This window comes from Streptomyces sp. NEAU-W12 (genome assembly GCF_026242095.1).
Lineage (GTDB): Bacteria > Actinomycetota > Actinomycetes > Streptomycetales > Streptomycetaceae > Streptomyces.
The window spans coordinates 119,968-145,485 of the sequence record NZ_JAPJDM010000019.1; the positions used below are offsets into that span (position 1 = coordinate 119,968).

Genomic DNA, 25,518 nt, shown 5'->3' on the forward strand with positions numbered 1-25,518 from the left:
GGTTTAGATGCCGCGGAGTCTCAAGAAGGGGCCCTTCGTCGACGACCACCTGATCAAGAAGGTGGACGTCCAGAACGAAGCTGGCACCAAGAACGTCATCAAGACCTGGTCCCGTCGCTCGATGATCGTCCCGGCCATGCTCGGCCACACGATCGCGGTGCACAACGGCAAGACCCACATTCCGGTGTTCGTCACCGAGTCGATGGTCGGCCACAAGCTCGGCGAGTTCTCGCCGACGCGCACCTTCCGGGGTCACGTCAAGGACGACCGGAAGTCGAAGCGCCGCTAAAGGCGGGGTGGAATGACCATGACAGACACTGGAAGGACAACCATGGAAGCCAGGGCCCAGGCGCGGTACATCCGCGTCACGCCCATGAAGGCCCGCCGCGTGGTGGACCTCATCCGTGGCATGGACGCCACGGAGGCTCAGGCGGTCCTGCGTTTCGCCCCGCAGGCCGCGAGCGTGCCGGTCGGCAAGGTGCTGGACAGCGCCATCGCCAACGCCGCGCACAACTACGACCACACCGACGCCGACAGCCTCTTCATCTCCGAGGCGTACGTCGACGAGGGTCCGACCCTGAAGCGGTTCCGGCCGCGCGCCCAGGGCCGCGCCTACCGGATCCGCAAGCGGACCAGCCACATCACCGTGGTCGTCAGCAGCAAGGAAGGAACCCGGTAATGGGCCAGAAGGTAAACCCGCATGGGTTCCGGCTCGGCATCACCACCGACTTCAAGTCGCGCTGGTACGCCGACAAGCTGTACAAGGACTACGTCAAGGAAGACGTCGCCATCCGTCGGATGATGACGTCCGGCATGGAGCGCGCCGGCATCTCGAAGGTGGAGATCGAGCGCACCCGTGACCGTGTGCGGGTGGACATCCACACCGCGCGTCCGGGCATCGTCATCGGCCGCCGTGGCGCCGAGGCCGACCGCATCCGCGGCGACCTCGAGAAGCTCACGGGCAAGCAGGTCCAGCTGAACATCCTCGAGGTCAAGAACCCCGAGACGGACGCTCAGCTCGTGGCCCAGGCCGTCGCCGAGCAGCTCTCCTCCCGCGTCTCCTTCCGCCGTGCCATGCGCAAGAGCATGCAGTCGGCGATGAAGGCGGGCGCCAAGGGCATCAAGATCCAGTGCGGTGGCCGTCTCGGCGGCGCCGAGATGTCCCGCTCGGAGTTCTACCGCGAGGGCCGTGTGCCCCTGCACACGCTCCGCGCGAACGTGGACTACGGCTTCTTCGAGGCCAAGACGACCTTCGGCCGCATCGGCGTGAAGGTCTGGATCTACAAGGGCGACGTCAAGAACATCGCCGAGGTCCGCGCCGAGAACGCCGCCGCCCGCGCCGGCAACCGTCCGGCCCGTGGCGGTGCCGACCGCCCGGCCGGCCGTGGTGGCCGCGGTGGCGAGCGTGGCGGGCGCGGTCGCAAGCCGCAGCAGGCTCCGGCTGCCGAGGCCCCCAAGGCCGAGGCTCCCGCCGCCGCTCCGGCTGAGAGCACCGGAACGGAGGCCTGACCGACATGCTGATCCCCCGTAGGGTCAAGCACCGCAAGCAACACCACCCGAAGCGCCGTGGTCAGGCCAAGGGCGGTACGACGGTCGCGTTCGGCGAGTACGGCATCCAGGCCCTCACGCCGGCGTACGTGACCAACCGCCAGATCGAGGCGGCCCGTATCGCGATGACCCGCCACATCAAGCGTGGCGGCAAGGTCTGGATCAACATCTACCCGGACCGCCCGCTGACGAAGAAGCCTGCCGAGACCCGCATGGGTTCCGGTAAGGGTTCTCCGGAGTGGTGGATCGCGAACGTGCACCCGGGCCGGGTCATGTTCGAGCTGTCCTACCCCAACGAGAAGATCGCCCGTGAGGCGCTGACTCGTGCGGCCCACAAGCTGCCGATGAAGTGCCGGATCGTCAAGCGCGAGGCAGGTGAAGCGTGATGTCGGCCGGTACCAAGGCGTCCGAGCTGCGCGAACTGGACAACGAGGAGCTTCTCGCGAAGCTCCGCGAGTCCAAGGAAGAGCTGTTCAACCTCCGCTTCCAGGCGGCGACCGGACAGCTCGAGAACCACGGCCGTCTCAAGGCGGTCCGCAAGGACATCGCGCGGATCTACACCCTGATGCGCGAGCGTGAGCTGGGCATCGAGACGGTGGAGAGCGCCTGATGAGCGAGAACAACGTGACCGAGAACGACCAGCGGGGCTTCCGCAAGACCCGCGAGGGCATCGTCGTCAGCGACAAGATGGACAAGACCGTCGTCGTCGCCGTCGAGGACCGCAAGAAGCACGCGCTGTACGGCAAGGTCATCCGCAGCACGAGCAAGCTCAAGGCCCACGACGAGCAGAACTCGGCCGGCGTCGGCGACCGCGTCCTCCTGATGGAGACCCGGCCGATGTCCGCGACCAAGCACTGGCGCATCGTCGAGGTCCTCGAGAAGGCCAAGTAGGTAGTTCCCGCAAGGGAATTCCAAGAGCACGTTCCTGCGAGGCACCCCTCGCAGGACAGTTCCGCCAGGCTCCGGGGCCCGGTCCAGGTGACCGGACCCCGGGGAACCGGCAGACAATCAGGAGATAGACGTGATCCAGCAGGAGTCGCGACTGCGCGTCGCCGACAACACGGGGGCGAAGGAAATCCTTTGCATCCGTGTGCTCGGTGGCTCCGGTCGCCGCTACGCGGGCATCGGTGACGTCATCGTCGCCACCGTCAAGGACGCGATCCCCGGTGGCAACGTGAAGAAGGGTGACGTCATCAAGGCGGTCATCGTTCGCACCGTCAAGGAGCGCCGCCGTCCGGACGGCTCGTACATCCGCTTCGACGAGAACGCCGCCGTCATTCTGAAGAACGACGGCGACCCTCGTGGCACCCGTATCTTCGGCCCGGTCGGCCGAGAGCTGCGCGAGAAGAAGTTCATGAAGATCATCTCCCTCGCGCCGGAGGTGCTGTGAGCATGAAGATCAAGAAGGGTGACCTGGTCCAGGTCGTCACCGGCAAGGACAAGGGCAAGCAGGGCAAGGTCATTGCCGCTTACCCGCGCGAGGACCGCGTCCTGGTCGAGGGCGTCAACCGGGTCAAGAAGCACACCAAGGCCGCCCCGACCGCCCGCGGTTCGCAGGCCGGCGGGATCGTGACCACCGAGGCCCCGGTCCACGTGAGCAACGTTCAGCTCGTCGTGGAGAAGGACGGCCAGAAGGTCGTCACCCGCGTCGGTTACCGCTTCGACGACGAAGGCAACAAGATCCGCGTTGCCAAGCGGACGGGTGAGGACATCTGATGACGACCACCACCACTCCGCGTCTGAAGACGAAGTACCGCGAGGAGATCGCGGGCAAGCTGCGTGAGCAGTTCTCCTACGAGAACGTCATGCAGGTTCCCGGCCTCGTCAAGATCGTGGTCAACATGGGTGTGGGCGACGCCGCCCGCGACTCCAAGTTGATGGACGGCGCCGTGCGCGACCTCACCACGATCACCGGTCAGAAGCCGGCCGTCACCAAGGCCCGCAAGTCCATCGCGCAGTTCAAGCTGCGTGAGGGCCAGCCGATCGGTGCCCACGTCACCCTCCGTGGCGACCGCATGTGGGAGTTCCTGGACCGCACCCTGTCGCTCGCGCTGCCGCGCATCCGCGACTTCCGTGGTCTGTCCCCCAAGCAGTTCGACGGCCGTGGCAACTACACCTTCGGTCTCACGGAGCAGGTCATGTTCCACGAGATCGACCAGGACAAGATCGACCGTGTCCGGGGTATGGACATCACCGTGGTCACCACGGCGACCAACGACGAAGAGGGCCGTGCCCTTCTCCGTCACCTCGGCTTCCCGTTCAAGGAGGCGTGAGCGAGATGGCGAAGAAGGCTCTCATCGCGAAGGCTGCTCGCAAGCCCAAGTTCGGAGTGCGCGGCTACACCCGTTGCCAGCGCTGCGGTCGCCCGCACTCCGTGTACCGCAAGTTCGGCCTGTGCCGCGTGTGCCTTCGTGAGATGGCTCACCGTGGCGAGCTGCCGGGCGTGACCAAGAGTTCCTGGTAGTCCGGTAGTTCCGGACTCCCAGGGCTCTCGGTAAGCAAGGGGAACGGCAGGAGGCCCGCTCCGCATGGCTTAGGCTTGTGGGGTTGGGCACCTGCCGTGCCCGGACGCACGCGGGCTCGCCCGCTAATGTTTGCTTACTACGCCGTAGGTCCACCGCGCCGCACCCGTCCCGTCTCGGATCGGGGAGAGGGATGGCGCACCAGGAAACCACGGCGAGAGAGGCCGAAGGCCAATTCATGACCATGACTGATCCGATCGCAGACATGCTGACTCGTCTGCGGAACGCGAACTCGGCGTACCACGACTCCGTGACGATGCCGGCATCCAAGATCAAGTCTCACATCGCGGAGATCCTCCAGCAGGAGGGCTTCATCACGGGCTGGAAGGTCGAGGACGCCGAGGTCGGCAAGAACCTCGTCCTGGAGCTGAAGTTCGGCCCCAACCGTGAGCGCTCCATTGCGGGCATCAAGCGGATCTCCAAGCCCGGTCTCCGGGTGTACGCGAAGTCCACCTCCCTGCCGAAGGTGCTGGGCGGCCTCGGCGTGGCGATCATCTCCACGTCGCACGGGCTCCTCACCGACAAGCAGGCCGGCAAGAAGGGCGTGGGTGGGGAAGTCCTCGCCTACGTCTGGTAGCAGAAGGGAACGGAGGAAACAGCTATGTCGCGCATCGGCAAGCTCCCCATCGCGGTTCCCGCCGGCGTGGACGTCACCATCGACGGCCGCACGGTCGCGGTCAAGGGCCCGAAGGGCACGCTGACCCACACCGTCGTGGCGCCGATCGAGATCGCCAAGGGCGAGGACGGCGTGCTGAGCGTCACCCGCCCCAACGACGAGCGTCAGAACAAGGCCCTCCACGGCCTGTCCCGCACGCTGGTGGCGAACATGATCACCGGCGTGACCCAGGGTTACGTGAAGAAGCTCGAGATCAGCGGTGTCGGTTACCGCGTACTCGCCAAGGGTTCGAACCTGGAGTTCTCTCTCGGTTACAGCCACTCGATTCTGGTCGAGGCCCCCGAGGGCATCACCTTCAAGGTGGAGTCCCCGACCCGTTTCTCGGTCGAGGGCATCGACAAGCAGAAGGTCGGCGAGGTTGCGGCGAACATCCGCAAGCTCCGCAAGCCCGACCCGTACAAGGCCAAGGGCGTCAAGTACGAGGGCGAAGTCATCCGGCGCAAGGTCGGAAAGGCGGGTAAGTAAGCCATGGCATACGGGCAGAAGATCCTCAAGGGCGACGCCTACAAGCGTGCTGCTATCAAGCGTCGTCACATCCGGATCCGCAAGAATGTCTCTGGTACCGCCGAGCGTCCTCGCCTGGTCGTGACCCGTTCCAACCGCCACATCGTGGCGCAGGTGATCGACGACCTGAAGGGTCACACCCTGGCGTCGGCGTCCACGCTGGACGCATCGATCCGCGGTGGCGAGGCCGACAAGTCCTCGCAGGCCAAGCAGGTCGGTGCCCTGGTCGCGGAGCGCGCCAAGGCCGCCGGTGTCGAGGCTGTCGTATTCGACCGCGGTGGTAACCGGTACGCGGGGCGCATCGCCGCCCTGGCGGACGCCGCCCGCGAGGCCGGACTCAAGTTCTGAGTCGCCCGTCGCGTCAGCGACACAATCGTTGGCGCGTAGCTAGCGGAAACAGAGAGAGGTAATTCCAATGGCTGGACCCCAGCGCCGCGGTGGCGGTGCCGGTGGCGGCGAGCGGCGGGACCGGAAGGGCCGTGACGGCGGCGCAGCTGCCGCCGAGAAGACCGCATACGTTGAGCGCGTCGTCGCGATCAACCGTGTCGCCAAGGTTGTGAAGGGTGGTCGTCGCTTCAGCTTCACCGCGCTGGTCGTGGTGGGCGACGGTGACGGCACCGTGGGTGTCGGATACGGCAAGGCCAAGGAGGTGCCGGCCGCCATCGCCAAGGGTGTTGAGGAGGCCAAGAAGCACTTCTTCAAGGTCCCCCGCATCCAGGGCACCATCCCGCACCCGATCCAGGGTGAGAAGGCTGCCGGCGTCGTTCTGCTCAAGCCCGCGTCCCCCGGTACCGGTGTTATCGCCGGTGGTCCGGTGCGCGCCGTGCTCGAGTGCGCCGGTATCCACGACATCCTGTCGAAGTCGCTCGGCTCCGACAACGCGATCAACATCGTGCACGCGACCGTGGCGGCCCTCAAGGGCCTGCAGCGTCCCGAGGAGGTCGCGGCCCGCCGCGGCCTGCCGCTCGAGGACGTCGCCCCCGCGGCTCTTCTCCGTGCACGTGCCGGGGCGGGTGCGTAATCATGGCGCAGCTCAGGATTACGCAGGTCAAGTCCTACATCGGCAGCAAGCAGAACCACCGTGACACCCTGCGTTCGCTGGGCCTGAAGAGGCTCAACGACGTGGTCGTCAAGGAGGATCGTCCCGAGTTCCGCGGCATGGTGCACACCGTCCGCCACCTCGTGACGGTCGAGGAGGTCGACTGATCATGGCGGAGAACAACCCGCTCAAGATCCACAACCTCCGTCCCGCCCCGGGCGCCAAGACCGCCAAGACCCGTGTGGGTCGTGGCGAGGCGTCCAAGGGTAAGACGGCCGGTCGTGGTACGAAGGGCACCAAGGCCCGTTACCAGGTTCCGGAGCGCTTCGAGGGTGGCCAGATGCCCCTCCACATGCGCCTCCCGAAGCTGAAGGGCTTCAAGAACCCGTTCAAGACCGAGTTCCAGGTCGTGAACCTCGACAAGCTGGCCGCGCTCTACCCCGAGGGTGGCGAGGTCACCGTCGAGGGTCTGGTGGCCAAGGGGGCCGTTCGCAAGAACAGCCTCGTCAAGGTCCTCGGCCAGGGCGAGATCTCCGTGGCGCTGCAGGTGACGGTCGACGCCGTCTCCGGCTCCGCCAAGGAGAAGATCACCGCCGCCGGCGGTACCGTCACCGAGCTCGTCTGAACCACTCAGGCGTGCCGATGACTTGAGCGATCCCGACCGGGGATACCCCACATATGGGGTATCCCCGGTTGGTCGTTCCTAGGGCGGTGGTCTCGCCGGTAAGGTGGCCTGCACTGCCCACTTTCCCCGGGCGCCCCACGCGGGCACTCCGGGCGAAGGTTGTCCGTTACCTATTCGTCGAACCTCAAGACCACCACCCTTGACGCGGTTGCGCGGGGGTCGCAGGAGGCACCGTGCTCACCGCGTTCGCCCGGGCGTTCAAGACGCCCGACCTGCGCAAGAAGCTGCTGTTCACTCTCGGCATCATCGTGGTGTACCGGATCGGTACCAACGTGCCGGTTCCCGGTGTCGACTACCGGAACGTGCAGACCTGTATCGATGCGGCCCAGGCGAACCAGGGCCTGTTCGGGCTGGTCAACATGTTCAGCGGCGGTGCGCTGCTGCAGATCACGGTCTTCGCGCTGGGAATCATGCCGTACATCACGGCGAGTATCATTCTGCAGCTGCTGACCGTGGTGATTCCGCGCCTGGAGGCCCTGAAGAAGGAGGGCCAGGCCGGCACCGCCAAGATCACGCAGTACACCCGTTACCTGACGGTGGCGCTGGCCATCCTGCAGGGCACCGGCCTGGTGGCCACCGCCCGCAGTGGCGCGCTCTTCCAGGGCTGCCCGGTGGCGAGCGAGATCGTCCCCGACCAGTCGATGTTCGTGACCATCACCATGGTCATCACCATGACCGCCGGCACGGCCGCCGTCATGTGGCTCGGTGAGCTGATCACCGACCGCGGCATCGGCAACGGCATGTCGATGCTGATGTTCATCTCGATCGCCGCCACCTTCCCCTCCGCCCTGTGGGCCATCAAGGAGCAGGGCAGCCTGGCGGACGGCTGGATCGAGTTCGGCACGGTCATGATCGTCGGTCTGGTCATGGTCGGCCTCGTCGTCTTCGTCGAGCAGGCCCAGCGCCGGATTCCCGTGCAGTACGCGAAGCGCATGATCGGCCGTCGTTCCTACGGCGGTACGTCGACCTACATCCCGCTCAAGGTGAACCAGGCGGGTGTCATCCCCGTCATCTTCGCCTCGTCGCTGCTCTACATCCCGGCGCTGATCGTCCAGTTCTCCAGCTCCACCTCGGGCTGGGCGACGTGGGTGACGAACAACCTCGCCGACACCGGCGCCACGATGCACATCATTCTGTACTTCTTCCTGATCGTGTTCTTCGCGTTCTTCTATGTGGCGATTACCTTCAACCCCGAAGAAGTCGCCGACAACATGAAGAAGTATGGTGGTTTCATCCCGGGCATCCGGGCTGGCCGACCGACCGCTGAGTACCTGAGTTACGTACTCAACCGGATCACCTGGCCGGGTTCGCTGTACTTGGGGCTGATCTCTCTCGTGCCGACGATGGCGTTGGCCGGTTTCGGGGCAAACCAGAACTTCCCGTTCGGCGGGACCAGCATCCTCATCATCGTGGGTGTCGGTCTCGAGACGGTGAGGCAGATCGAGAGCCAGCTCCAGCAGCGCAATTACGAAGGGTTCCTCCGCTGATGCGAATCGTCCTCGTCGGGCCGCCCGGTGCTGGGAAAGGCACGCAGGCCACCCGCCTAGCCGAGAAGCTGAGCATCCCCCACATCTCCACCGGCGACCTGTTCCGCGCCAACATCAGCAAGCAGACCGAGCTGGGCAAGCTCGCGAAGTCCTACATGGACGCGGGCAACCTGGTGCCGGACGAGGTCACCATCGCCATGGCGAAGGACCGCATGGAGCAGCCGGACGCCGAAGGCGGCTTCCTGCTGGACGGCTTCCCGAGGAACGTCTCCCAGGCCGAGTCCCTGGACGAGCTGCTGGAGACCGAGGGCATCACGCTCGACGCGGTGCTGGACCTGGAGGCCCCCGAGGCCGAGGTGGTCAAGCGGATCGCCGGGCGGCGGATCTGCCGCAAGGACTCCAGCCACGTCTTCCACGTGACGTACAGCAAGCCGAAGCAGGAGGGCGTCTGCGACGTCTGCGGCGGCGAGCTGTACCAGCGCGACGACGACTCCGAGGAGACGGTGCGCACCCGGCTGGAGGTCTACCACACGCAGACCGAGCCGATCATCGACTACTACAAGGCCCAGGGCCTTGTGGTGACGATCCAGGCGACGGGTCCGGTCGACGAGGTCACCGGGCGTGCGCTGGAGGCGCTCAAGCAGGACAAGTAGCCGTGCCCGTCCGGCCGCGGTTCCCTGCGGGGGCCGCGGCCGACGTGTGCGCGGCGGGCGTGAGTACGGGTGAGCGGGTGCGGACGCCGTCCCCCGTATCGTTGACGGTGTCCGTATTCCTTCCGGTCCAGAAAGGCCGTCGCCCTCATGGTGCAGATCAAGACCCCCGAGCAGATCGCCAAGATGCGTGAGGCGGGGCTGGTGGTCGCTGCCATTCACGCGGCCACCCGCGAGGCTGCCGTGCCCGGGGCCACGACGAAGGACCTGGACCAGGTCGCCCGCAAGGTGCTCGCGGAGCACAACGCGAAGTCGAACTTCCTGGGCTACGGCGGTTTCCCCGCGACGATCTGCACTTCCGCCAACGAGGTCGTCGTCCACGGCATCCCCTCCGACGACGTCGTCCTGGCGGACGGCGACATCATCTCCATCGACTGCGGAGCCATCATCGACGGCTGGCACGGCGACGCGGCCTACACGGCCTTCGTCGGCTCGGGACACGCGCCGGAGCTGGTCGAGCTGTCCCGGGTGACCGAGGAGTCGATGTGGGCCGGCATCGCGGCCATGAAGCTCGGCAACCGGCTGGTCGACGTCTCCCGCGCCATCGAGACCTACATCCGCCGGCAGCCGAAGCCGGGCGGCGGACGCTACGGGATCATCGAGGACTACGGCGGCCACGGCATCGGCACCGAGATGCACATGGACCCGCACCTGCTGAACTACGTCGACCGCCGCCGGGGCAAGGGGCCCAAGCTGGTCCCGGGCTTCTGCCTCGCCATCGAGCCGATGGTCGCGCTGGGCACCGCGAAGACGCGGGTGCTGGAGGACGACTGGACCGTGATCACCACGGACGGCACCTGGTCCTCGCACTGGGAGCACTCGGTCGCGCTGACGGAGGCGGGTCCCTTGGTGCTGACCGCTCCGGACGGCGGGAAGGCGAAGCTCGCCGAGTACGGGATCACGGCGGCTCCGGACCCGCTCGCCTGACGTGGGCCCCCGCCACGCCCGCCGGCCGGAGGCCGGCGCAGTCGCCCGAAGCCTGTGAGGCGCCCCGGGTGCCGAGCCCGCGAGAGGGGCGTGGGGGAGGAGCGGGTCGACCGGAGCGTGATCACGACGGGCGGCACGTGCACAGGCCCGCGGGTTAAGGATCTCGTGGGTGGGGCAGACTTTCCCGATTCGTCTTTCCGGGAGCCCTGACGTAGACTGACTCGTCGGCTCTTGTGCACCCGCATGCCTGCATCCGCGTCCATGGACGCGGGTCCGCGCCGGGGTGCGCAGCTGAGTCGATCAAGGTAGTCGATTCGAAGGGCGAAGCGTGGCCAAGAAGCAGGGTGCCATCGAGATCGAGGGCACTGTCGTCGAGTCTCTTCCGAACGCCATGTTCAAGGTCGAGCTCCAGAACGGCCACCAGGTCCTGGCGCACATCAGCGGCAAGATGCGTATGCACTACATCCGTATCCTCCCTGACGACCGGGTCGTGGTGGAGCTCTCTCCGTACGACCTGACGCGTGGCCGGATCGTCTACCGGTACAAGTGAGCAAGTAGATCTTGCCCCTCCCCCCGTGATGCGGGTGCGGGGGCACTGAGCCCGGAGAACTTCACATCCCATGAAGGTCAAGCCGAGCGTCAAGAAGATCTGCGACAAGTGCAGGGTGATCCGCCGTCACGGCCGGGTCATGGTCATCTGCGACAACCCGCGCCACAAGCAGCGCCAGGGCTGAACCGCACGACCCACCCTCTGCGACTTTCCGCAGAACTTCGCGCGACGCGAGCAACACACGTTCATACGCAGGACCCGAGCCTCGCGGCTCGACACCCCCGGCTCGGAGGCTGGGGACCCAGTCCGTACCAAATCGCCGAAGCGGGCGAGGCCGGCGGCTGGGAGGCGGTTCTGCGGAAGACCTCCGACAACAAACTGGAGCCATTGAATGGCACGCGTTTCCGGTGTTGACATCCCGCGCGAAAAGCGCGTGGAGATCGCCCTCACCTACGTGTTCGGCATCGGCCGAACCCTTTCGCAGCAGACGCTGGCCGCTGTCGGCGTCGACCCGAACACCCGCGTTCGCGACCTCTCCGAGGAGCAGCTCGTCGCGATCCGCGAGTTCGTCGACAACAACATCAAGACCGAGGGTGACCTCCGTCGCGAGATCCAGGCCGACATCCGCCGCAAGGTCGAGATCGGTACCTACCAGGGTCTGCGTCACCGTCGCGGTCTGCCCGTCCGCGGTCAGCGCACCAGCACCAACGCGCGTACCCGCAAGGGCCCGCGTCGCGCCATCGCCGGCAAGAAGAAGCCGGGCAAGAAGTAGTCCGCAGCGGACACCTGTCCACGGTCTTCGCTGAAGGACCGACCACCTCCCGTAGGAGTTAGTAGATGCCCCCCAAGGGACGTCAGGGCGCTGCCAAGAAGGTGCGCCGCAAGGAAAAGAAGAACGTCGCTCACGGCCACGCGCACATCAAGAGCACGTTCAACAACACGATCATCTCCATCACGGACCCGTCCGGCAACGTGATCTCCTGGGCCTCCGCCGGCCACGTCGGCTTCAAGGGCTCCCGGAAGTCCACGCCGTTCGCCGCGCAGATGGCCGCCGAGTCGGCTGCCCGCCGCGCCCAGGAGCACGGCATGCGCAAGGTCGACGTGTTCGTCAAGGGCCCGGGTTCCGGTCGTGAGACCGCCATCCGTTCGCTCCAGGCGACCGGTCTCGAGGTCGGCTCCATCCAGGACGTCACCCCGACCCCGCACAACGGCTGCCGTCCGCCGAAGCGTCGCCGGGTCTGATTCGCCGGTGTCGGTGGTCGGCCTCCTGCTGGGGGTGCGGGGGTCGTCCCCCGCGGTGTCGCAGCACGGCTGCCGTCCGCCGAAGCGTCGCCGGGTCCGATTCGCCGGCGTCGCGTCCGAGTCCTTGACCCGGTGCCACGCGGGCAGTGATTTTTCGGGCGGTACGTTCCGTATACGGGCCGTACCGCCCGTACCCTTGCAGTGCCCGCACTCCTCACCGGGTGCGGTTTCCGTCGGACGTCAAATAGCGGGCGTCCACGAGAGAAGGATCCACACATGCTGATCGCTCAGCGTCCCTCGTTGACCGAAGAGGTCGTCGACGAGTTCCGGTCCCGGTTCGTGATCGAGCCGCTGGAGCCGGGCTTCGGCTACACCCTCGGCAACTCCCTCCGCCGTACCCTCCTGTCGTCGATCCCCGGCGCTGCTGTCACCAGCATCCGCATCGACGGTGTCCTGCACGAGTTCACCACCGTGCCGGGCGTCAAGGAGGACGTCACCGACCTGATCCTCAACATCAAGCAGCTGGTCGTCTCCTCCGAGCACGACGAGCCCGTGGTGATGTACCTGCGCAAGCAGGGCCCGGGTCAGGTCACCGCCGCCGACATCGCGCCCCCGGCCGGTGTCGAGGTGCACAACCCCGACCTCGTCCTCGCCACGCTCAACGGCAAGGGCAAGCTGGAGATGGAGCTGACCGTCGAGCGCGGCCGCGGCTACGTCTCCGCCGTGCAGAACAAGCAGGTGGGCCAGGAGATCGGCCGTATCCCGGTCGACTCCATCTACAGCCCCGTGCTGAAGGTCACGTACAAGGTCGAGGCGACCCGTGTCGAGCAGCGCACCGACTTCGACAAGCTGATCGTCGACGTCGAGACCAAGCAGGCCATGCGTCCGCGTGACGCCATGGCGTCGGCCGGCAAGACCCTGGTCGAGCTGTTCGGTCTGGCCCGCGAGCTCAACATCGACGCCGAGGGCATCGACATGGGCCCGTCCCCGACGGACGCCGCTCTCGCCGCCGATCTGGCACTGCCGATCGAGGAGCTCGAGCTCACCGTCCGCTCGTACAACTGCCTCAAGCGTGAGGGCATCCACTCCGTGGGTGAGCTCGTCGCCCGCTCCGAGGCCGACCTCCTCGACATCCGCAACTTCGGTGCGAAGTCGATCGACGAGGTCAAGGCGAAGCTGGCCGGCATGAGCCTGGCTCTGAAGGACAGCCCGCCCGGATTCGACCCGACCGCTGCCGCGGACGCCTTCGGCGCGGACGACGACGCGGACGCCGGGTTCGTCGAGACCGAGCAGTACTGAGGGCCCGGGACCGACGGTTCCGTTTCGGCTGGTCGCGCGCACGCGACGGAGCCGCATACCGGCACCTCCCCGTGCCCCTGTGGGGCGCGGGGTCTCCGACAGGCGACCGCCTGCTCGGATACTGACCCCGGTACCTGATACGGCCGGGGCAGACACCTAGGAGAGACAGCATGCCGAAGCCCACCAAGGGTGCCCGTATGGGCGGCAGCGCCGCGCACGAGAAGCTGCTCCTCGCGAACCTCGCGAAGTCGCTCTTCGAGCACGGCCGGATCACCACCACCGAGGCGAAGGCGCGCAAGCTGCGTCCGTACGCCGAGCGTCTGGTCACCAAGGCGAAGAAGGGCGACCTTCACAACCGCCGCCAGGTGCTCCAGGTCATCACGGACAAGAGCATCGTGCACACGCTCTTCACCGAGATCGGCCCGCGGTACGAGAACCGGCCGGGTGGCTACACCCGCATCACCAAGATCGGTAACCGCCGTGGCGACAACGCGCCCATGGCCGTCATCGAGCTGGTCGAGGCCCTGACGGTCGCCCAGGAGGCCACCGGTGAGGCCGAGGCCGCGACCAAGCGCGCGGTCAAGGAAGACACCCTCAAGAAGGACGAGGCCGCCGAGGCCCCGGCCGAGGACACCAAGGCCGACCTGGCCAAGGACGAGGCCGCCGAGGACGCCAAGGACGCCTGAGGCAGTACTGCTTCACGTTGAGCGGGTCCGCCCTGTGAGGGCGGGCCCGCTTCTTCGTATGCCTGCTGCCCCTCCTGCCTCCTGTCTCCTGCCCGATGCCGTGCGCCTGAGAGGATCTGTACGTGAGTGACGAAGTGCAGCCCGGACACGTCCGTATCCGTCTCGATCTCTCCTACGACGGGGCCGGGTTCTCCGGCTGGGCCAAGCAGGCCGGGGGCCGGCGGACCGTGCAGGGGGAGATCGAGGACGCCCTGCGGACCGTCACGCGGTCCGGGGAGACGACGTACGAGCTGACCGTGGCGGGACGGACCGACGCCGGGGTGCACGCCCGCGGCCAGGTGGCCCATGTCGACCTCCCGGCCGAACTGTGGGAGCAGCACCGGGAGAAGCTGCTCAAGCGGCTCGCGGGACGGCTGGCGCGCGATGTGCGCATCTGGTCCCTCGCCGAGGCCCCCGCGGGGTTCAACGCACGCTTCTCCGCGATCTGGAGGCGTTACGCGTACCGCGTCACCGACCATCCCGGCGGGGTGGACCCGTTGCTGCGGGGCCACGTGCTCTGGCACGACTGGCCCCTGGACGTCGACGCCATGAACGAGGCGGCGGGGGGGCTCCTGGGGGAGCACGACTTCGCCGCGTACTGCAAGCGGCGGGAGGGCGCGACGACGATCCGTACGCTCCAGGAGCTGAGCCTGGCGCGCGACGCGGACGGGGTGATCACGGCGACGGTCCGGGCCGACGCCTTCTGCCACAACATGGTGCGCTCGCTGATCGGGGCGCTGCTGTTCGTCGGCGACGGCCACCGCGCGCCCGACTGGCCGGGCAAGGTACTGGCGGCGGGCGTACGGGACTCCGCGGTGCACGTCGTGCGTCCGCACGGGCTGACCCTGGAGGAGGTCGGCTATCCGTCCGACGACCTCCTGGCCGCCCGCTCCCAGGAGGCCCGCAACAAGCGCTCGCTGCCGGCACCGCCGGCCCGGTGCTGCTGATCCCGGGCCCGGACCGGTTCTCCGCCCCGCTCCTTGCTCAGTTTCCGGCTCCTTCCTCCGCCCAGGTCGTGAGCAGTCCCGCCAGGGCGTCCACGACCTCCTGGGAGTCGGGTCCCTCGCCGCGGCCGTCCGGGGTGAGTTCCAGGTGCAGGAAGGTCGCGTGGTGCTGCTGTGCGGCCTTGCCCTGCACGTTGGTGGTGCCCTCGAGGGGGCAGCGGGCCGACCAGCCGCGGCAGACCCGCAGCCCGTCCGTCTCCAGACGGTCGGCCAGGGCGGACGCCTCGCCGGGCGCGCTCTGCGCGGCACCGCTGGAGAGGATCGCGTCGTAGCGCTTCGCGGAGGACTCGGCGAAGCCGTGCAGCTGGATGCCGGGTACTCCGCGCTTCTGCAACTCCACGACGACGGTGTGGAAGGCGCTGTCCTCACGGTGGGCCACATCGGCGACGGCGTTTCCGTCGTCGTCCTGGCCGTCGCCCGCCCGGCGGTGGGCGCCGGCCAGGACGAGCGCACCGCCCGGGTTGTCCTCCAGGAGCCGTACGCCGAGCGCCTCGGTCTTTCGGTCGGCGACGGGGTGCGGCACCTGCGCGTTCCAGCGGACGGCGGAGTCGGCGTTCAGATACAGCCGCCCCCAGTGCGCGCTCGCGCCCTTGCCCGAGGCCGCGACCTCGTCGTAGCGCCGGCCGGTGGAGGTGTCGGTGAGCCGGGTGACGCGCAGGCCGAGGGGGGCGAGGAGTTCACCGGCCTCGCGCGCGTCGTGGTCGAGGAGCCGTCCGATGCCGCGGGCGAGCCGGTCGCGCTGGTCGGCGTCGGGGGGCGCGTAGGGACCGTCGCGCTCGAAGGTCTCCGTGTAGGTGAGGACGCGGCTGCGAAGGTCCACCAGTTCCCGCGCTGCTGGAATGGTTTCCTCCGATTTATCCGCGGATTTCGCCTGGCAGCCCGTCATTGTAAGAACGAGTAGCACCAGGGCGATAAGTGGAGTGAAACGTGACTGTCTCGTAATGGTAATCGGCGTGGGGGATGTACGGACCATGTAAATATGACCAAGTGACACTGTGTAAGTCTCTCCCCAAGGTCCGGGTGGCGGCCACCCTGGTCGCGCTGACCGCTCTCCTGGCGTCGTGCGGTACGGCCGACGGTTCCGTGGAGCCGCAGGCCAAGCCGGGAGGACGCTCCTTCACCGTCGCGGCTGCGGGCGACGTGCTCATCCACCCCGAGATCGTCGAGCAGGCCGCCAAGGATGCGAAGGCGACCGGTGAGGGAGAGGCCGGGCTGGACTTCGGGCCGACGCTCGCCGGGGTGAAGCCCGTCATCAGCAAGGCGGACCTGGCGATCTGCCACATGGAGACCCCCGTGGGCGAGCCCGAGGGCCCCTTCGAGGGGTATCCCGAGTTCCTGGTCCCGCCGCAGGTCCTGACGTCGCTGAAGGACGTGGGGTACGACACCTGCTCCACGGCCTCCAACCACACGTACGACCACGGGCTGGACGGCGTACGGCGCACGCTGGACGTCATGGACGACCTGGGGCTCGGGCACGCCGGATCGGCGCGGTCGGCCGAGGAGGCGCAGTCGGTCACCCTTCGCGAGGTCAAGGGTGTCAAGGTCGGACATCTCTCCTTCTCCTGGGAGTCGTTTCTGAACCCGACGCCCGAGAAGCAGAAGTGGGCGTTGAACCGGCTCAGCACCGAGGAGATCAAGAAGGCCGAGGCCCGTGCCCGGGAAGAGGGTGCCGAGGTGGTGATCCTCTCCGTCCACTGGGGGCTGGAGCACTACAACGAGCCCAGCGTGCCTCAGCTGCAGCTGGCGCAGCGGCTCACCGAGGAGACCGGCGTCGACCTCGTGATCGGGCACCACGCCCACGTCGTCCAGCCGATCCAGAAGGTGAACGGCACCTGGGTCGCCTACAGCCTCGGCAACCAGCTGGCCCGGCACTCCTCCCCGACGGGACTGACCGAGGAGGGGGTCATCGGCTGGTTCGAGTTCCAGGAGACGGCCGAGGGCTGGGACGTCACCGCGCGCTACCGCACCACGCTGGTGGACATTCCGCCGGAGGTGGAGCCCGGCGAGGAGGCACCCGACGGCGCCGTACGGGACCTGCGGCTGGTGGACGCCCAGCAGATGCTCGACGAGCCCGGTGACCTGTCCGAGGAGCGGCTCGCCCGCTACCGGCTGGCGCTCGACCGGACCCGCGGTTTCCTCTACAACCGGGGTGCCCCCGGCGGCGACGGCATGGAGCAGCTCTCGCTGGAGAAGTGACCGGCCCCACACCCGAAGTCCGCGCCGGGGATACAACCTTGTCGGCGTTTATCAGTCCATTGAGTGACGACGTCGCACGGTCGCGGTAATGGTGCGCCGGCGTACGCCCGGCACTCGTGTACAGACCAAGGAAGACCACCGGTGACATCGAGTCGTGTCGCGCCGCCCTCGGCACAGAAGCGGCGCCGCAGCCGCAGACGGGCGGACATGCCGCTGCTCGGCGGCGTCCGTCCGCCGATCGCGGTGCTGTGCGTACTGATCCTCGCCCTGGCCGGGCTGACCGCCCAGGTGCTCGGCCCCGGCAGCGATCCGGTCGTACCGAAGGCCGTGCTCTCCTCCCAGCAGCACTACGCGGAGGACGGGGCGATCGCCCTGCGCGCCTCGATCGACGAGCGGGTCACGGACCTGCGGCGCACCGCCACCGCGCTGAACGCCGGGAAGCCGGCCGAGCCGGAGGACGTCCTCTCCGACCTCGGCACCACGTACCAGAAGTGGACCGGCACCACCGTGGTGGACCTGGAGAGCGGGGACGTGCTCGCCGCACGTGGCGAACGCATTCCGCTCGGCTGGCTGGACAAGGGCGTCCTCACCGGGGAACACGCCCTCATTCCGCGCATGGTGCGGCTGGAGACCGGTGACGTCCGGCTGATGACGATGGCCCTCCTCGACTGGAAGGACCGTCCCCAGCAGCTGCTGATCGCCTCCAACAGCCTGTCCGTGCCGCCCATCACACTGGGCCCGTTCCGCACCATGGCCGTGGTCGCGCGGGGTGGCGAAGTGCTCGCCACGGCAGGCTTCGAGCGGTCCGAGGCGCTCAACTCGGACCAGGAGCGCAAGGAACTCGAGTTCCTCCAGAAGCAGATGAGCGACCTGTCCGGCCGGGCGGCCGAGCGGACCGAGGACCACCCCGTCACCGCCAAGGAGCCCGGTTCCCGCGGCTACCCCGGCATCAGCGGGTCCGTGACCGGAGACGAGTACAACGGCCGTGTCGTCACCGGCGGCTACGCCTCCCTGGCCTCCTCCGACCCCGAGGAGAAGGACAGCGTCGCGGCGGGCCTCGGACTCACGGTCGTGGCCATGCTGCCCGTGGTCGCCGAGCAGAGCGGTGCCACCGGCCGCGAGCTGTACGGACTGATCGCGGCCGGGGCCCTGGTGGTGCTCGGCCTGCTGGCCGCGGCGGTGCTGTGGGCGCGGGTGCAGCGGCCCCTGCTGCGGCTGTTCCTGGAGTCCCGCCGGCTCGCCCGCGGTGACCTGACCCGCCCCGTCGGTACCTTCCGGGGCGGCGAGGCCGCCCGCATCGGCTCCGCCCTGGAGCGGCTGCGGGGACAGCTCGGCGGCCCGGGGGGCCCCGACGGCGGAAAGGGCACCAAGCGCGGCGGCAGGGCCCGGTTCGGCATCCGGGCGCAGCTCGCGGTGACCGCCGTACTGCTGCTCCTGTGGTGCGTGCCGGTCGGCCTGCTCCTGAACCGCACCGACGACTCGGTCAGCGTGCCCGCCCCCATGGTCAACGACCAGCGCGACCGCACCGACCTGGTGTCCGACCGCGTCCGCCGGGCGCTCAACGAGGCCCAGGCGGACCTGGTCTCCACCTCCCGCCTCGTCGACGTGGCCGACCGGGCCGCCACCGAGAAGGTGCTCGAGGACGCCCTGCGCCAGCACACCCGGTACGCGGCGCTGTACGTCGTCGACGCGGGTGGCGAGGTCGCCGCCCGCGCCGGCGGCGACCCGCACGCCTGGAGCGACGAGAAGGATCTGCCGCTGGTCCGGATCTCCGGGGAGGGCGGCAGGAAGCCGGTGCTCCAGGCCGGCGCGCCGCTCCCGGAGGAGGGCGGCACGCTCGTCGGCGAGGTACGGGTCGAGTTCCTCAACTCGCTGCTGAAGCGTCCCGGCCTCGGTGAGGTCCGCGTGGCGGACGCGAAGGGCCGGACCCTCGCCGCCAGTGACGGCTTCCTCGCCTTCGAGGAACTGCCCCGCGAGGCCCTGACGGACCTGGTCCGGGCGGGCAGTGTGCAGGTCGGCGCCGGACCCGTCGAGAACGGGCTCCTCATCCGCGACGGCGGCACCATCACCGTCGCGGCCGCGGCTCCCTTCAGCGGCGGCGGTGTCGCCGCCGACATCGGCTGGACCGTGGTCAGCTGGCAGAACGCCGACCGCTTCCAGATCACCGCGTACGAGCAGGAGGACCGCAGCGTACTCGCGGGCCTGCTCGGACTCGCCGCGATCGTGGTCTGCCTGGGCTGGGTGCACCTGGTGGTCGCCCGGCCCCTGCGCGCCCTCGCCACCAGCGCCGAGAAGCTGGCCGACGGCGACCTCAAGGCGGTGCTCTACCCCACGTACCACGACGAGGTGGGAGCGGTCGTCCGCAGCCTCGAACTGATCCGCCAGCAGCTCCAGACCCGTCGGCAGCAGCAGACCCGCCGACCCGCCGACCCCCGATCCGCCGACCCCCGACCCGGTGAGCCCCGGCTCGGCACCGGAGGAAGGTGACCCGCCGTGCTCTACCTCTACTTCGCGCTGCTGATCTGCTGCCTGCTTCTCTTCGTCGCGGGTGTCGTCGAGCAGCGCCGGCACTACGCCGCCCTGCACTCCATACCGTCCCGGGTACTCGTCAACGGCATCCGCGGCAAGTCCTCCATCACCCGGCTGTGCGCCGGCGCCCTGCGCGGCGGTGACCTGACCACCGTCGCCAAGACGACCGGCACGGCCGCCCGGTTCATCCACCCGGACGCGACCGAGGAGCCGGTCTACCGCAAGTTCGGCATCGCCAACGTGGTGGAACAGATCGGTATCGTCCGCCGGGCTGCCGCGTACCGGCCGGACGCGCTCGTCATCGAGTGCATGGCGGTCATGCCGGCGCTGCAGGAGGTCAACCAGAGCAAGCTGATCCGCTCGACGATCGGTGTGCTGTGCAACGTCCGTGAGGACCACCTCGCCGAGATGGGCCCCACGCTCGACGACGTGGCCCGTTCGCTGTGCCGCTCGATGCCCCAGGACGGCATCTGCGTCACCGCCGAGAAGGATCGCTTCGACATCCTTCAGGAGGAGGCCGACGCCCGGAACTGCAAGCTGATCTACGCGGACCCGGAGATGGTCACCGACGAGGAGCTGCGGGGCTTCAGCTGGTTCACGTTCAAGGAGAACGTCGCGATCGCCCTGGTCGTGGCCGAGCTGCTCGGCGTGGAACGCGAGGTCGCCCTGCAGGGCATGTACGACGCCCCGCCGGACCCGGGTGTGCTCTCCGTGGAGAAGTACGTGACCGAGGAGAACAAGCGGCTGTCCTTCGCCAACGTCTTCGCGGCCAACGACCCCGAGTCGACGCTGATGAACATCAACCAGCTGCTCGACCTCGGCGCCATCCGCCGCCCGCTGAACGTCGTGATCAACTGCCGCCCGGACCGGGTGGAGCGCAACGGGCAGATGGGCGAGATCGTCCCCGACCTCCAGCCGGACAACGTCTTCGTCATCGGACACCCCGCCAAGAGCGCCATCGACGCCATTCCCGCCGAGTGGCGGGACCGCGCGGTCGACCTGGGCGGCGAACGCCGGGACGCCCACGAGTTCATGACGGAACTGCTCGGCCGCATGTCCGACGGCTCCTCGCTCGTCGCCATCGGCAACATCCACGGCCAGGGCGAGGAACTGCTGGAGTATCTGGCCGAACTCCCCGCGGACGAGACGCCCGACGCGGACCAGCCGGCCGGCCCGGGGCAGCAGACCGGCCCGGGACCGGCGGCCCGGGGCCCGGCCGCCGTTCCGGCGCAGCAGGTGCCCCGCCTGGACCCGTTCGCCGCCTACCCGACGGCGTACGAGGAGCGCTACCAGGCGTCCCGGACCCAGGAGATCCCCGTCATCCGCCGCCACCTCCTCGCCCGGCAGGCGGCACTCCAGCAGCAGGACCAGCAGCAGGGCCAGCAGCAGGACCAGTACACCCCCTACGCCCCACAGGACCAGTACGAGCAGCGAGGCCGGTACCAGCAGCATGCGCAGCACGAGCGGTACGAGCAGCGCGACCGGTACGCGGAGCCCGGGCAGTACGAGCAGCGGCGCGCACCGCACCCGCCGCAGCAGGCGCAGCGCGCTCCGCAGCACGGGCAGTACCAGGAGCACGGGCCCGAGCAGCAGCGCCCGCCGTACTACGACGAACCCGACGGCGGGCCCTGGTACCCGACCGACGAGGACAGCGGCGGACCACCTCCGCGTCGCTGAGCCCTCGCGGGCCGACCGCCCTTCTTCCTTCCGCACACCTGCCCGGAGACCCCGTTGATCACCGCCGCACTGACCCCCGAGATGGCCGCTCTGGGCATCGCGATAGGTCTGTTCTTCTCACTGCTGTGCTACCTCACCACCAACCTGTCGCCCGGCGGCATGATCACCCCGGGCTGGCTGGCGCTCACCCTCATCGAGGACCTGCAGCGCGCGGCGATGGTGGTGGGGGTGACGGCCCTGACCTACGCGGGCACCAAGGTGATGCAGCGGCTGGTGATCCTGTACGGCAAGCGGCTCTTCGCCGCGGTCGTGCTGCTGGGCGTGCTGCTCCAGGGCACCGTGATGATCGTGCTCTCACTCGAGTTCCCGCTGCTGTACGGCAACCAGACCCTCGGGTTCATCGTGCCCGGCCTGATCGCCTACCAGATGGTGCGGCAGCCCAAGGGACCCACCCTGCTGGCCACAGGCACCGTGTCGCTCATGGCCTACATCGTCATCGCCGCCGGCCTGCTGCTCGGCGTCATGCCCACCGTCTGACAACAACCGAGGAGCATTCCGATGGCAGGGAAAGGGAAGAGGAAGACGCGCCACATCGTCCCCGGACTGGTGGTGCTCACCCTCGTCGCGGCCTCCGGCTACCTCACCGTGGAGCTGCGCAAGCAGGAGGCGCCCGGCGTCACCGAGGTCCGCAACGTCGGTGTCCTGGACGGCACCGGCGGGTCCGGGGGCGGAGCGGACGACAGCAAGGCGACGTGGTCCCGGCTGGAGAACCCGGCGCGCTCGGTGCTGCGCGGCGGCGACGGGCAGATCGCGGCGGTCCTCACCGACGGGTCGCGCACCGCGACGCTGACCGGGAAGGCCCGCACCTTCCAGGAGCCGGCAGCCACCAAGTCCAAGGTGTCGACCCGGGACTGGGTCCGGCTCATGCCCGAGGCGTGGGAGGAGGGCGCGGAGGAGGAGCAGTGGTTCAAGGACTGGTACGCGGAGAACAAGGGCAGCGAGGAGGACGACCTCTTCGCGTTCGCCTTCCAGTACGTGGCCGGCGCCCCGGACAAGAAGGACGAGCAGGGCACGCTCTACGCCGGTGACGCCGACTTCGGCCCACTGAACACCAGCGGCGCGGAAGGCGGCGACCTGCGCCTGGAGCAGTCCGACTTCTACGACTTCCTCGGTGTCCCGTACCCGTTCAGGGACGGTGCCGTCGGGGCGCCGGAGACCATGCGGGCCAGGGCCCTGGACTGCTCCGGCTTCATCCGCATGGTGCTCGGCTACCGCGCCCGCTACCCGCTGATGTCCTCGGACGACTCCTCCGGCGACGGGCTGCCGCGCACCGCCAACGGCATGGCCCGCTCCAAGGTGGGCGCCGACGTGCTCCCGCTCACCGGAGTGGCCGCGGAGGACCGGCCCGCCAACATCGACCAGCTGCAGCCCGGCGACCTCGTCTTCTTCAAGCTCGACGCGCGGACCAAGGACCGGCTGGACCACGTGGGCATGGTGCTCGGCTACGACACCGAGGGCCACCTGATCTTCGTCTCCAGCCGTGAGGAGATCAACGGCCCGACCATCGGCGACGTCGGCGGCGTGTCCCGGCTGGACGGCAACGGCTACTACGCGAAGACGCTGCGCAGCGCGAAGCGGCTGTGAGGCACCGGGGGAACGAGGCACGGAAGAACCGGGCCGGGCCCCCGGGCCGGGCCCCCGGTGGCCGCGGTGACCGAAGGAGCTCGCCCGGCCGTCGTCACCCGTTCGCGGCGGCCGAGGCCTGGGCCTCGCCGCGGCGGCGGATCTGGCGGAAGGTGAACTCGGCGAGATCGTTGCCGGTGGAGAAGACGGCCTTGTCCTGCTCGGTCACGTTCTTGGCGTCGGTGAAGCCGGACAGCGTGAAGTAGGCGTAACGGCCGTAGGAGTTGGTGGTCGAGCGGCAGACCGCGCCGTCGCAGAAGCCCTTGACGCCGCCGCCCGCGAGGGACTTGACGATGCTCCTGGTGTCGGCCTGCTGCTTGGTCTTGACCGCCTGGGCCTCGGTGTCGAAGACGGCCACGCCCACCGTCACCGCGATGTCGTCCTTGGTGTAGGTGACCCGGAGCAGGCGGCTGCACCCGTTGTCGGTGAGGACCTTGGGCAGCGTGGCCTTCGCGGCCGAGGCGCAGTCGCGGGTGTCGGCCGTCGGGCCCTTCTTGTACACGGTGTCGCCCATGGTGAGCTGCGTGCCCGGGAAGAGGACGTCGGGAGCCAGCGGCGCCCGGTCCTTCTGCACGCTGGAGACGAAGTCCTTCGGGTCCAGCGGCGGCGGCGCGCTCGTCGGGGCGAACGACGGGACCGTGCCGGTGGCGCTGGGCAGGCCGGCGGTCGCCGGCAGCTGGGAGGACGAGGGGCCGGAGGCCTGGTCGCCACCGTTCGCCGAGACGACGGCCACCGCCACGGCCGTGCCTATCGCGACGGTCGCGATCGCGCCGCCGCCGATGAACAGCAGCCGCCGTCGCTTGTGGCGTGTCTCGGACGCGTCGGCGAGCGCGGCCCAGTCCGGTCCCTGGCCGCTGCCGCTCGCGCCCCCGCTGGTCCAGGGCTGCTGAGACTGTGGTTTCCAGGGATCCCACTGCGAAGGAGGTCCCCCCTGCCCGTAACTCATGGGGCGCATCTTAGACGGGGAGCGGGGTGCGCCGGTCCGCCCCAACGCCGCCCGGTGCCCCCGCCGTTGCCGCCGTCACCACCGCACCGGCGGGCAAAGGGGACAACTCGGGGTGGTTGGTGCGGGTGACGCGCGGGAGGTCTCGGCGAACGGGAGGGGGCCGGGTGGTGGCGGACCCCTGTAGAGTTGGTGTAGCCCACATCCGACGGACTCGTTTTGACCCGTCCGGTCGAGCGTGGGTATTCTGCATGTTCGTTATGTGTATTGGCTTGCTCATTCTCACGTGAGGGGCCCTTACACCGGTCCGCCGGGCCGATGACCAGCGACCAGCACGCGGTTTGCGTCACCGCAGTGCGGTCAGGGCTGTCGTGATCGTCTTCGGTGGCCATGTCAGGACCACTCACTGAAGAAGCGAAGGCTACGAACCGTGCGTACGTACAGCCCCAAGCCCGGCGATGTGACGCGCCAGTGGCACGTCATCGACGCTCAGGACATCGTCCTGGGTCGTCTGGCCTCCACTGCGGCCTCCATCCTGCGCGGCAAGCACAAGCCGATCTACGCCCCCCACGTCGACACCGGTGACTTCGTCATCATCGTCAACGCCGACAAGGTGCACCTCTCCGGCAACAAGCGGACCCAGAAGATGGCGTACCGCCACTCGGGCTACCCGGGCGGTCTGCGCTCCGTCCGCTACGACGAGCTGCTGGCGAAGAACCCCGAGAAGGCCATCGAGAAGGCCGTCAAGGGCATGCTCCCCAAGAACACCCTGGGCCGTCAGATGCTGTCGAAGCTGAAGGTCTACTCGGGCGACCAGCACCCGCACGCTGCGCAGCAGCCGGTGCCGTTCGAGATCACCCAGGTCGCGCAGTAATTCCGGCCACCCCCTAAGACTGAAGAGAATCTGAGGAGCATCGTGGCCGAGACCACTGCCGAGCAGCCGCTCGAAGAGACCGACATCGACATCGACAGCTACACCACCGAGTCCGAGGTGCCCGTCGAGGGCGAGTACACCTCGGAGTCCATGGCGTCCCGCTTCGGTGACCCGCAGCCGGCCGCCGGCCTGGGCCGTCGCAAGAACGCCATCGCCCGTGTCCGGATCGTCCCGGGCACCGGCAAGTGGAAGATCAACGGTCGCACCCTCGAGGACTACTTCCCGAACAAGGTGCACCAGCAGGAAGTCAACGAGCCCTTCAAGGTGCTCGAGCTCGAGGGCCGCTACGACGTCATCGCCCGCATCGCGGGTGGCGGTGTCTCGGGTCAGGCCGGTGCGCTCCGTCTCGGTGTCGCCCGCGCGCTGAACGAGGCGGACGTCGACAACAACCGCGGCGCGCTCAAGAAGGCCGGCTTCCTCCGCCGCGACGACCGCGCGGTCGAGCGCAAGAAGGCCGGTCTGAAGAAGGCCCGCAAGGCCCCGCAGTACAGCAAGCGCTGATTGCAGCTGCCCCTGCACGTACTCCGAACGCCCCGGCGGCACGCCACAGTGCCGTCGGGGCGTTCGTTTTCTCACTGTTGCGGGCGTATAACGGCACAAGGTGCTCGACGGCTAATCTGATCGGATGGCCGGGGAGC

35 protein-coding genes are annotated in these 25,518 nt (G+C 68.5%); 33 read left to right on the forward strand and 2 right to left on the reverse strand.

Annotated elements, in window-relative coordinates; translation table 11 throughout:
• Positions 1 to 7 precede the first annotated feature (7 nt).
• The 26 genes from rpsS to truA all read left to right on the forward strand — a co-directional run bounded on the left by rpsS (position 8) and on the right by truA (position 14,861).
• Complete coding sequence (gene rpsS / locus ORI94_RS23595) at positions 8 to 289, forward strand: 30S ribosomal protein S19 (protein WP_003948639.1); 282 nt, start codon at positions 8 to 10, stop codon at positions 287 to 289.
• Between the two features lie 42 nt (positions 290 to 331).
• Complete coding sequence (gene rplV / locus ORI94_RS23600) at positions 332 to 679, forward strand: 50S ribosomal protein L22 (protein ID WP_003974262.1); 348 nt, start codon at positions 332 to 334, stop codon at positions 677 to 679.
• Positions 679 to 1,509 carry a 30S ribosomal protein S3 gene (gene rpsC, locus ORI94_RS23605; RefSeq protein ID WP_037747976.1) on the forward strand — a complete coding sequence of 277 codons (831 nt, stop codon included), beginning with the start codon at positions 679 to 681 and terminating at the stop codon, positions 1,507 to 1,509. Before rplV ends, rpsC begins: the two co-directional genes overlap by 1 nt.
• Positions 1,510 to 1,514: 5 nt before the next feature.
• Complete coding sequence (gene rplP, locus ORI94_RS23610) at positions 1,515 to 1,934, forward strand: 50S ribosomal protein L16 (RefSeq protein ID WP_004927269.1); 420 nt, start codon at positions 1,515 to 1,517, stop codon at positions 1,932 to 1,934.
• Positions 1,934 to 2,158 carry a 50S ribosomal protein L29 gene (gene rpmC / locus ORI94_RS23615; RefSeq protein ID WP_042165097.1) on the forward strand — a complete coding sequence of 75 codons (225 nt, stop codon included), beginning with the start codon at positions 1,934 to 1,936 and terminating at the stop codon, positions 2,156 to 2,158. Before rplP ends, rpmC begins: the two co-directional genes overlap by 1 nt.
• Complete coding sequence (gene rpsQ, locus ORI94_RS23620; RefSeq protein WP_042165099.1) at positions 2,158 to 2,439, forward strand: 30S ribosomal protein S17; 282 nt, start codon at positions 2,158 to 2,160, stop codon at positions 2,437 to 2,439. The genes rpmC and rpsQ overlap by 1 nt, the downstream gene beginning before the upstream one ends.
• Before the next feature lie 130 nt (positions 2,440 to 2,569).
• Positions 2,570 to 2,938, forward strand: coding sequence for a 50S ribosomal protein L14 (gene rplN, locus ORI94_RS23625; protein ID WP_003992364.1), 369 nt, complete (start codon positions 2,570 to 2,572; stop codon positions 2,936 to 2,938).
• Positions 2,939 to 2,940: 2 nt separating this feature from the next.
• Complete coding sequence (rplX, locus tag ORI94_RS23630; protein WP_042165101.1) at positions 2,941 to 3,264, forward strand: 50S ribosomal protein L24; 324 nt, start codon at positions 2,941 to 2,943, stop codon at positions 3,262 to 3,264.
• Positions 3,264 to 3,821 carry a 50S ribosomal protein L5 gene (rplE, locus tag ORI94_RS23635; RefSeq protein WP_042165103.1) on the forward strand — a complete coding sequence of 186 codons (558 nt, stop codon included), beginning with the start codon at positions 3,264 to 3,266 and terminating at the stop codon, positions 3,819 to 3,821. The genes rplX and rplE overlap by 1 nt, the downstream gene beginning before the upstream one ends.
• A gap of 5 nt (positions 3,822 to 3,826) precedes the next feature.
• Positions 3,827 to 4,012 carry a type Z 30S ribosomal protein S14 gene (locus ORI94_RS23640; RefSeq protein WP_003948630.1) on the forward strand — a complete coding sequence of 62 codons (186 nt, stop codon included), beginning with the start codon at positions 3,827 to 3,829 and terminating at the stop codon, positions 4,010 to 4,012.
• A gap of 236 nt (positions 4,013 to 4,248) precedes the next feature.
• Positions 4,249 to 4,647 carry a 30S ribosomal protein S8 gene (gene rpsH / locus ORI94_RS23645; protein ID WP_013001411.1) on the forward strand — a complete coding sequence of 133 codons (399 nt, stop codon included), beginning with the start codon at positions 4,249 to 4,251 and terminating at the stop codon, positions 4,645 to 4,647.
• A 24-nt stretch (positions 4,648 to 4,671) separates the two neighbouring features.
• Positions 4,672 to 5,211 carry a 50S ribosomal protein L6 gene (rplF, locus tag ORI94_RS23650; protein ID WP_042165107.1) on the forward strand — a complete coding sequence of 180 codons (540 nt, stop codon included), beginning with the start codon at positions 4,672 to 4,674 and terminating at the stop codon, positions 5,209 to 5,211.
• A gap of 3 nt (positions 5,212 to 5,214) precedes the next feature.
• Positions 5,215 to 5,598, forward strand: coding sequence for a 50S ribosomal protein L18 (gene rplR / locus ORI94_RS23655; RefSeq protein ID WP_042165110.1), 384 nt, complete (start codon positions 5,215 to 5,217; stop codon positions 5,596 to 5,598).
• A 67-nt stretch (positions 5,599 to 5,665) separates the two neighbouring features.
• Positions 5,666 to 6,271 carry a 30S ribosomal protein S5 gene (gene rpsE, locus ORI94_RS23660; RefSeq protein WP_007494753.1) on the forward strand — a complete coding sequence of 202 codons (606 nt, stop codon included), beginning with the start codon at positions 5,666 to 5,668 and terminating at the stop codon, positions 6,269 to 6,271.
• A 2-nt stretch (positions 6,272 to 6,273) separates the two neighbouring features.
• A complete protein-coding gene (gene rpmD / locus ORI94_RS23665; RefSeq protein ID WP_042165115.1) occupies positions 6,274 to 6,456 on the forward strand; it encodes a 50S ribosomal protein L30 in 183 nt (60 codons plus the stop codon).
• Positions 6,457 to 6,458: 2 nt separating this feature from the next.
• A complete protein-coding gene (gene rplO / locus ORI94_RS23670; RefSeq protein WP_003974249.1) occupies positions 6,459 to 6,914 on the forward strand; it encodes a 50S ribosomal protein L15 in 456 nt (151 codons plus the stop codon).
• 233 nt (positions 6,915 to 7,147) lie between these two features.
• Positions 7,148 to 8,461: a preprotein translocase subunit SecY gene (secY, locus tag ORI94_RS23675; RefSeq protein ID WP_042165119.1), complete on the forward strand. Its 1,314-nt coding sequence runs from the start codon at positions 7,148 to 7,150 to the stop codon at positions 8,459 to 8,461.
• Positions 8,461 to 9,114, forward strand: a complete 654-nt coding sequence (locus tag ORI94_RS23680; protein WP_266079028.1) for an adenylate kinase — start codon at positions 8,461 to 8,463, stop codon at positions 9,112 to 9,114. Before secY ends, ORI94_RS23680 begins: the two co-directional genes overlap by 1 nt.
• A 147-nt stretch (positions 9,115 to 9,261) precedes the next feature.
• Positions 9,262 to 10,098: a type I methionyl aminopeptidase gene (gene map / locus ORI94_RS23685; protein ID WP_266079030.1), complete on the forward strand. Its 837-nt coding sequence runs from the start codon at positions 9,262 to 9,264 to the stop codon at positions 10,096 to 10,098.
• Between the two features lie 328 nt (positions 10,099 to 10,426).
• A complete protein-coding gene (gene infA, locus ORI94_RS23690; protein ID WP_003948620.1) occupies positions 10,427 to 10,648 on the forward strand; it encodes a translation initiation factor IF-1 in 222 nt (73 codons plus the stop codon).
• A 70-nt stretch (positions 10,649 to 10,718) separates the two neighbouring features.
• Positions 10,719 to 10,832 (forward strand): 50S ribosomal protein L36, encoded by a 114-nt coding sequence (gene rpmJ, locus ORI94_RS23695; protein WP_003974245.1) that lies wholly within the window; start codon positions 10,719 to 10,721, stop codon positions 10,830 to 10,832.
• Between the two features lie 207 nt (positions 10,833 to 11,039).
• Positions 11,040 to 11,420 (forward strand): 30S ribosomal protein S13, encoded by a 381-nt coding sequence (rpsM, locus tag ORI94_RS23700; RefSeq protein ID WP_031041520.1) that lies wholly within the window; start codon positions 11,040 to 11,042, stop codon positions 11,418 to 11,420.
• A gap of 65 nt (positions 11,421 to 11,485) precedes the next feature.
• Entirely contained in the window at positions 11,486 to 11,890 is a 405-nt protein-coding gene (gene rpsK / locus ORI94_RS23705; protein ID WP_042165126.1) for a 30S ribosomal protein S11, read from the forward strand.
• Between the two features lie 276 nt (positions 11,891 to 12,166).
• The gene (locus ORI94_RS23710; RefSeq protein ID WP_042165128.1) at positions 12,167 to 13,189 is read left to right on the forward strand and encodes a DNA-directed RNA polymerase subunit alpha; all 1,023 of its coding nucleotides are present in this window, start codon (positions 12,167 to 12,169) and stop codon (positions 13,187 to 13,189) included.
• A 170-nt stretch (positions 13,190 to 13,359) separates the two neighbouring features.
• A complete protein-coding gene (gene rplQ / locus ORI94_RS23715; protein WP_266079044.1) occupies positions 13,360 to 13,875 on the forward strand; it encodes a 50S ribosomal protein L17 in 516 nt (171 codons plus the stop codon).
• Between the two features lie 122 nt (positions 13,876 to 13,997).
• Complete coding sequence (gene truA / locus ORI94_RS23720) at positions 13,998 to 14,861, forward strand: tRNA pseudouridine(38-40) synthase TruA (protein WP_266079046.1); 864 nt, start codon at positions 13,998 to 14,000, stop codon at positions 14,859 to 14,861.
• 37 nt (positions 14,862 to 14,898) lie between these two features.
• Here the strand turns inward: truA and ORI94_RS23725 are convergent, their stop codons facing one another.
• Positions 14,899 to 15,738, reverse strand: coding sequence for a hypothetical protein (locus ORI94_RS23725; protein ID WP_416237874.1), 840 nt, complete (start codon positions 15,736 to 15,738; stop codon positions 14,899 to 14,901).
• A 167-nt stretch (positions 15,739 to 15,905) separates the two neighbouring features.
• Here ORI94_RS23725 and ORI94_RS23730 point away from each other — a divergent pair, with 167 nt between their 5' ends.
• From ORI94_RS23730 to ORI94_RS23750, 5 genes are all read left to right on the forward strand, one after another.
• On the forward strand, positions 15,906 to 17,114 hold the full coding sequence (locus ORI94_RS23730) for a CapA family protein (RefSeq protein ID WP_416237875.1): 1,209 nt from the start codon (positions 15,906 to 15,908) through the stop codon (positions 17,112 to 17,114).
• A gap of 207 nt (positions 17,115 to 17,321) precedes the next feature.
• Positions 17,322 to 19,601 (forward strand): HAMP domain-containing protein, encoded by a 2,280-nt coding sequence (locus ORI94_RS23735; RefSeq protein ID WP_266079131.1) that lies wholly within the window; start codon positions 17,322 to 17,324, stop codon positions 19,599 to 19,601.
• Positions 19,602 to 19,607: 6 nt separating this feature from the next.
• Entirely contained in the window at positions 19,608 to 21,320 is a 1,713-nt protein-coding gene (pgsB, locus tag ORI94_RS23740; protein WP_266079048.1) for a poly-gamma-glutamate synthase PgsB, read from the forward strand.
• A 54-nt stretch (positions 21,321 to 21,374) separates the two neighbouring features.
• A complete protein-coding gene (locus ORI94_RS23745; protein WP_055592185.1) occupies positions 21,375 to 21,857 on the forward strand; it encodes a poly-gamma-glutamate biosynthesis protein PgsC/CapC in 483 nt (160 codons plus the stop codon).
• A 21-nt stretch (positions 21,858 to 21,878) separates the two neighbouring features.
• On the forward strand, positions 21,879 to 22,964 hold the full coding sequence (locus ORI94_RS23750) for a C40 family peptidase (RefSeq protein WP_266079053.1): 1,086 nt from the start codon (positions 21,879 to 21,881) through the stop codon (positions 22,962 to 22,964).
• 94 nt (positions 22,965 to 23,058) lie between these two features.
• Here the strand turns inward: ORI94_RS23750 and ORI94_RS23755 are convergent, their stop codons facing one another.
• Entirely contained in the window at positions 23,059 to 23,949 is an 891-nt protein-coding gene (locus ORI94_RS23755) for a hypothetical protein (RefSeq protein WP_266079055.1), read from the reverse strand.
• A 427-nt stretch (positions 23,950 to 24,376) separates the two neighbouring features.
• On the opposite strand from ORI94_RS23755, the gene rplM reads away from it, so the two are divergent.
• On the forward strand, positions 24,377 to 24,820 hold the full coding sequence (gene rplM, locus ORI94_RS23760) for a 50S ribosomal protein L13 (RefSeq protein ID WP_266079057.1): 444 nt from the start codon (positions 24,377 to 24,379) through the stop codon (positions 24,818 to 24,820).
• A 42-nt stretch (positions 24,821 to 24,862) separates the two neighbouring features.
• Positions 24,863 to 25,381, forward strand: coding sequence for a 30S ribosomal protein S9 (gene rpsI, locus ORI94_RS23765; protein WP_042165139.1), 519 nt, complete (start codon positions 24,863 to 24,865; stop codon positions 25,379 to 25,381).
• The last annotated feature ends 137 nt before the right edge of the window (positions 25,382 to 25,518 follow it).

Excerpts from the sequence above, each read along its gene's own strand:
- rpsQ (WP_042165099.1), top strand. The coding sequence starts at position 2,158 with ATGAGCGAGAACAACGTGACCGAGAACGACCAGCGGGGCTTCCGCAAG.
- ORI94_RS23750 (WP_266079053.1), top strand. The coding sequence starts at position 21,879 with ATGGCAGGGAAAGGGAAGAGGAAGACGCGCCACATCGTCCCCGGACTG.
- rplO (WP_003974249.1), top strand. The coding sequence starts at position 6,459 with ATGGCGGAGAACAACCCGCTCAAGATCCACAACCTCCGTCCCGCCCCG.
- rpsM (WP_031041520.1), top strand. The coding sequence starts at position 11,040 with ATGGCACGCGTTTCCGGTGTTGACATCCCGCGCGAAAAGCGCGTGGAG.
- rpsH (WP_013001411.1), top strand. The coding sequence starts at position 4,249 with ATGACCATGACTGATCCGATCGCAGACATGCTGACTCGTCTGCGGAAC.
- rpsC (WP_037747976.1), top strand. The coding sequence starts at position 679 with ATGGGCCAGAAGGTAAACCCGCATGGGTTCCGGCTCGGCATCACCACC.
- map (WP_266079030.1), top strand. The coding sequence starts at position 9,262 with ATGGTGCAGATCAAGACCCCCGAGCAGATCGCCAAGATGCGTGAGGCG.
- rplE (WP_042165103.1), top strand. The coding sequence starts at position 3,264 with ATGACGACCACCACCACTCCGCGTCTGAAGACGAAGTACCGCGAGGAG.
- rpmC (WP_042165097.1), top strand. The coding sequence starts at position 1,934 with ATGTCGGCCGGTACCAAGGCGTCCGAGCTGCGCGAACTGGACAACGAG.
- ORI94_RS23735 (WP_266079131.1), top strand. The coding sequence starts at position 17,322 with ATGCCGCTGCTCGGCGGCGTCCGTCCGCCGATCGCGGTGCTGTGCGTA.
- rplQ (WP_266079044.1), top strand. The coding sequence starts at position 13,360 with ATGCCGAAGCCCACCAAGGGTGCCCGTATGGGCGGCAGCGCCGCGCAC.
- rplF (WP_042165107.1), top strand. The coding sequence starts at position 4,672 with ATGTCGCGCATCGGCAAGCTCCCCATCGCGGTTCCCGCCGGCGTGGAC.
- rplV (WP_003974262.1), top strand. The coding sequence starts at position 332 with ATGGAAGCCAGGGCCCAGGCGCGGTACATCCGCGTCACGCCCATGAAG.
- rplP (WP_004927269.1), top strand. The coding sequence starts at position 1,515 with ATGCTGATCCCCCGTAGGGTCAAGCACCGCAAGCAACACCACCCGAAG.
- rpmD (WP_042165115.1), top strand. The coding sequence starts at position 6,274 with ATGGCGCAGCTCAGGATTACGCAGGTCAAGTCCTACATCGGCAGCAAG.
- rpsE (WP_007494753.1), top strand. The coding sequence starts at position 5,666 with ATGGCTGGACCCCAGCGCCGCGGTGGCGGTGCCGGTGGCGGCGAGCGG.
- ORI94_RS23710 (WP_042165128.1), top strand. The coding sequence starts at position 12,167 with ATGCTGATCGCTCAGCGTCCCTCGTTGACCGAAGAGGTCGTCGACGAG.
- rpsS (WP_003948639.1), top strand. The coding sequence starts at position 8 with ATGCCGCGGAGTCTCAAGAAGGGGCCCTTCGTCGACGACCACCTGATC.
- rpmJ (WP_003974245.1), top strand. The coding sequence starts at position 10,719 with ATGAAGGTCAAGCCGAGCGTCAAGAAGATCTGCGACAAGTGCAGGGTG.
- rplX (WP_042165101.1), top strand. The coding sequence starts at position 2,941 with ATGAAGATCAAGAAGGGTGACCTGGTCCAGGTCGTCACCGGCAAGGAC.
- ORI94_RS23640 (WP_003948630.1), top strand. The coding sequence starts at position 3,827 with ATGGCGAAGAAGGCTCTCATCGCGAAGGCTGCTCGCAAGCCCAAGTTC.
- ORI94_RS23680 (WP_266079028.1), top strand. The coding sequence starts at position 8,461 with ATGCGAATCGTCCTCGTCGGGCCGCCCGGTGCTGGGAAAGGCACGCAG.
- rplR (WP_042165110.1), top strand. The coding sequence starts at position 5,215 with ATGGCATACGGGCAGAAGATCCTCAAGGGCGACGCCTACAAGCGTGCT.
- ORI94_RS23755 (WP_266079055.1), bottom strand. The coding sequence starts at position 23,949 with ATGAGTTACGGGCAGGGGGGACCTCCTTCGCAGTGGGATCCCTGGAAA.
- rpsK (WP_042165126.1), top strand. The coding sequence starts at position 11,486 with ATGCCCCCCAAGGGACGTCAGGGCGCTGCCAAGAAGGTGCGCCGCAAG.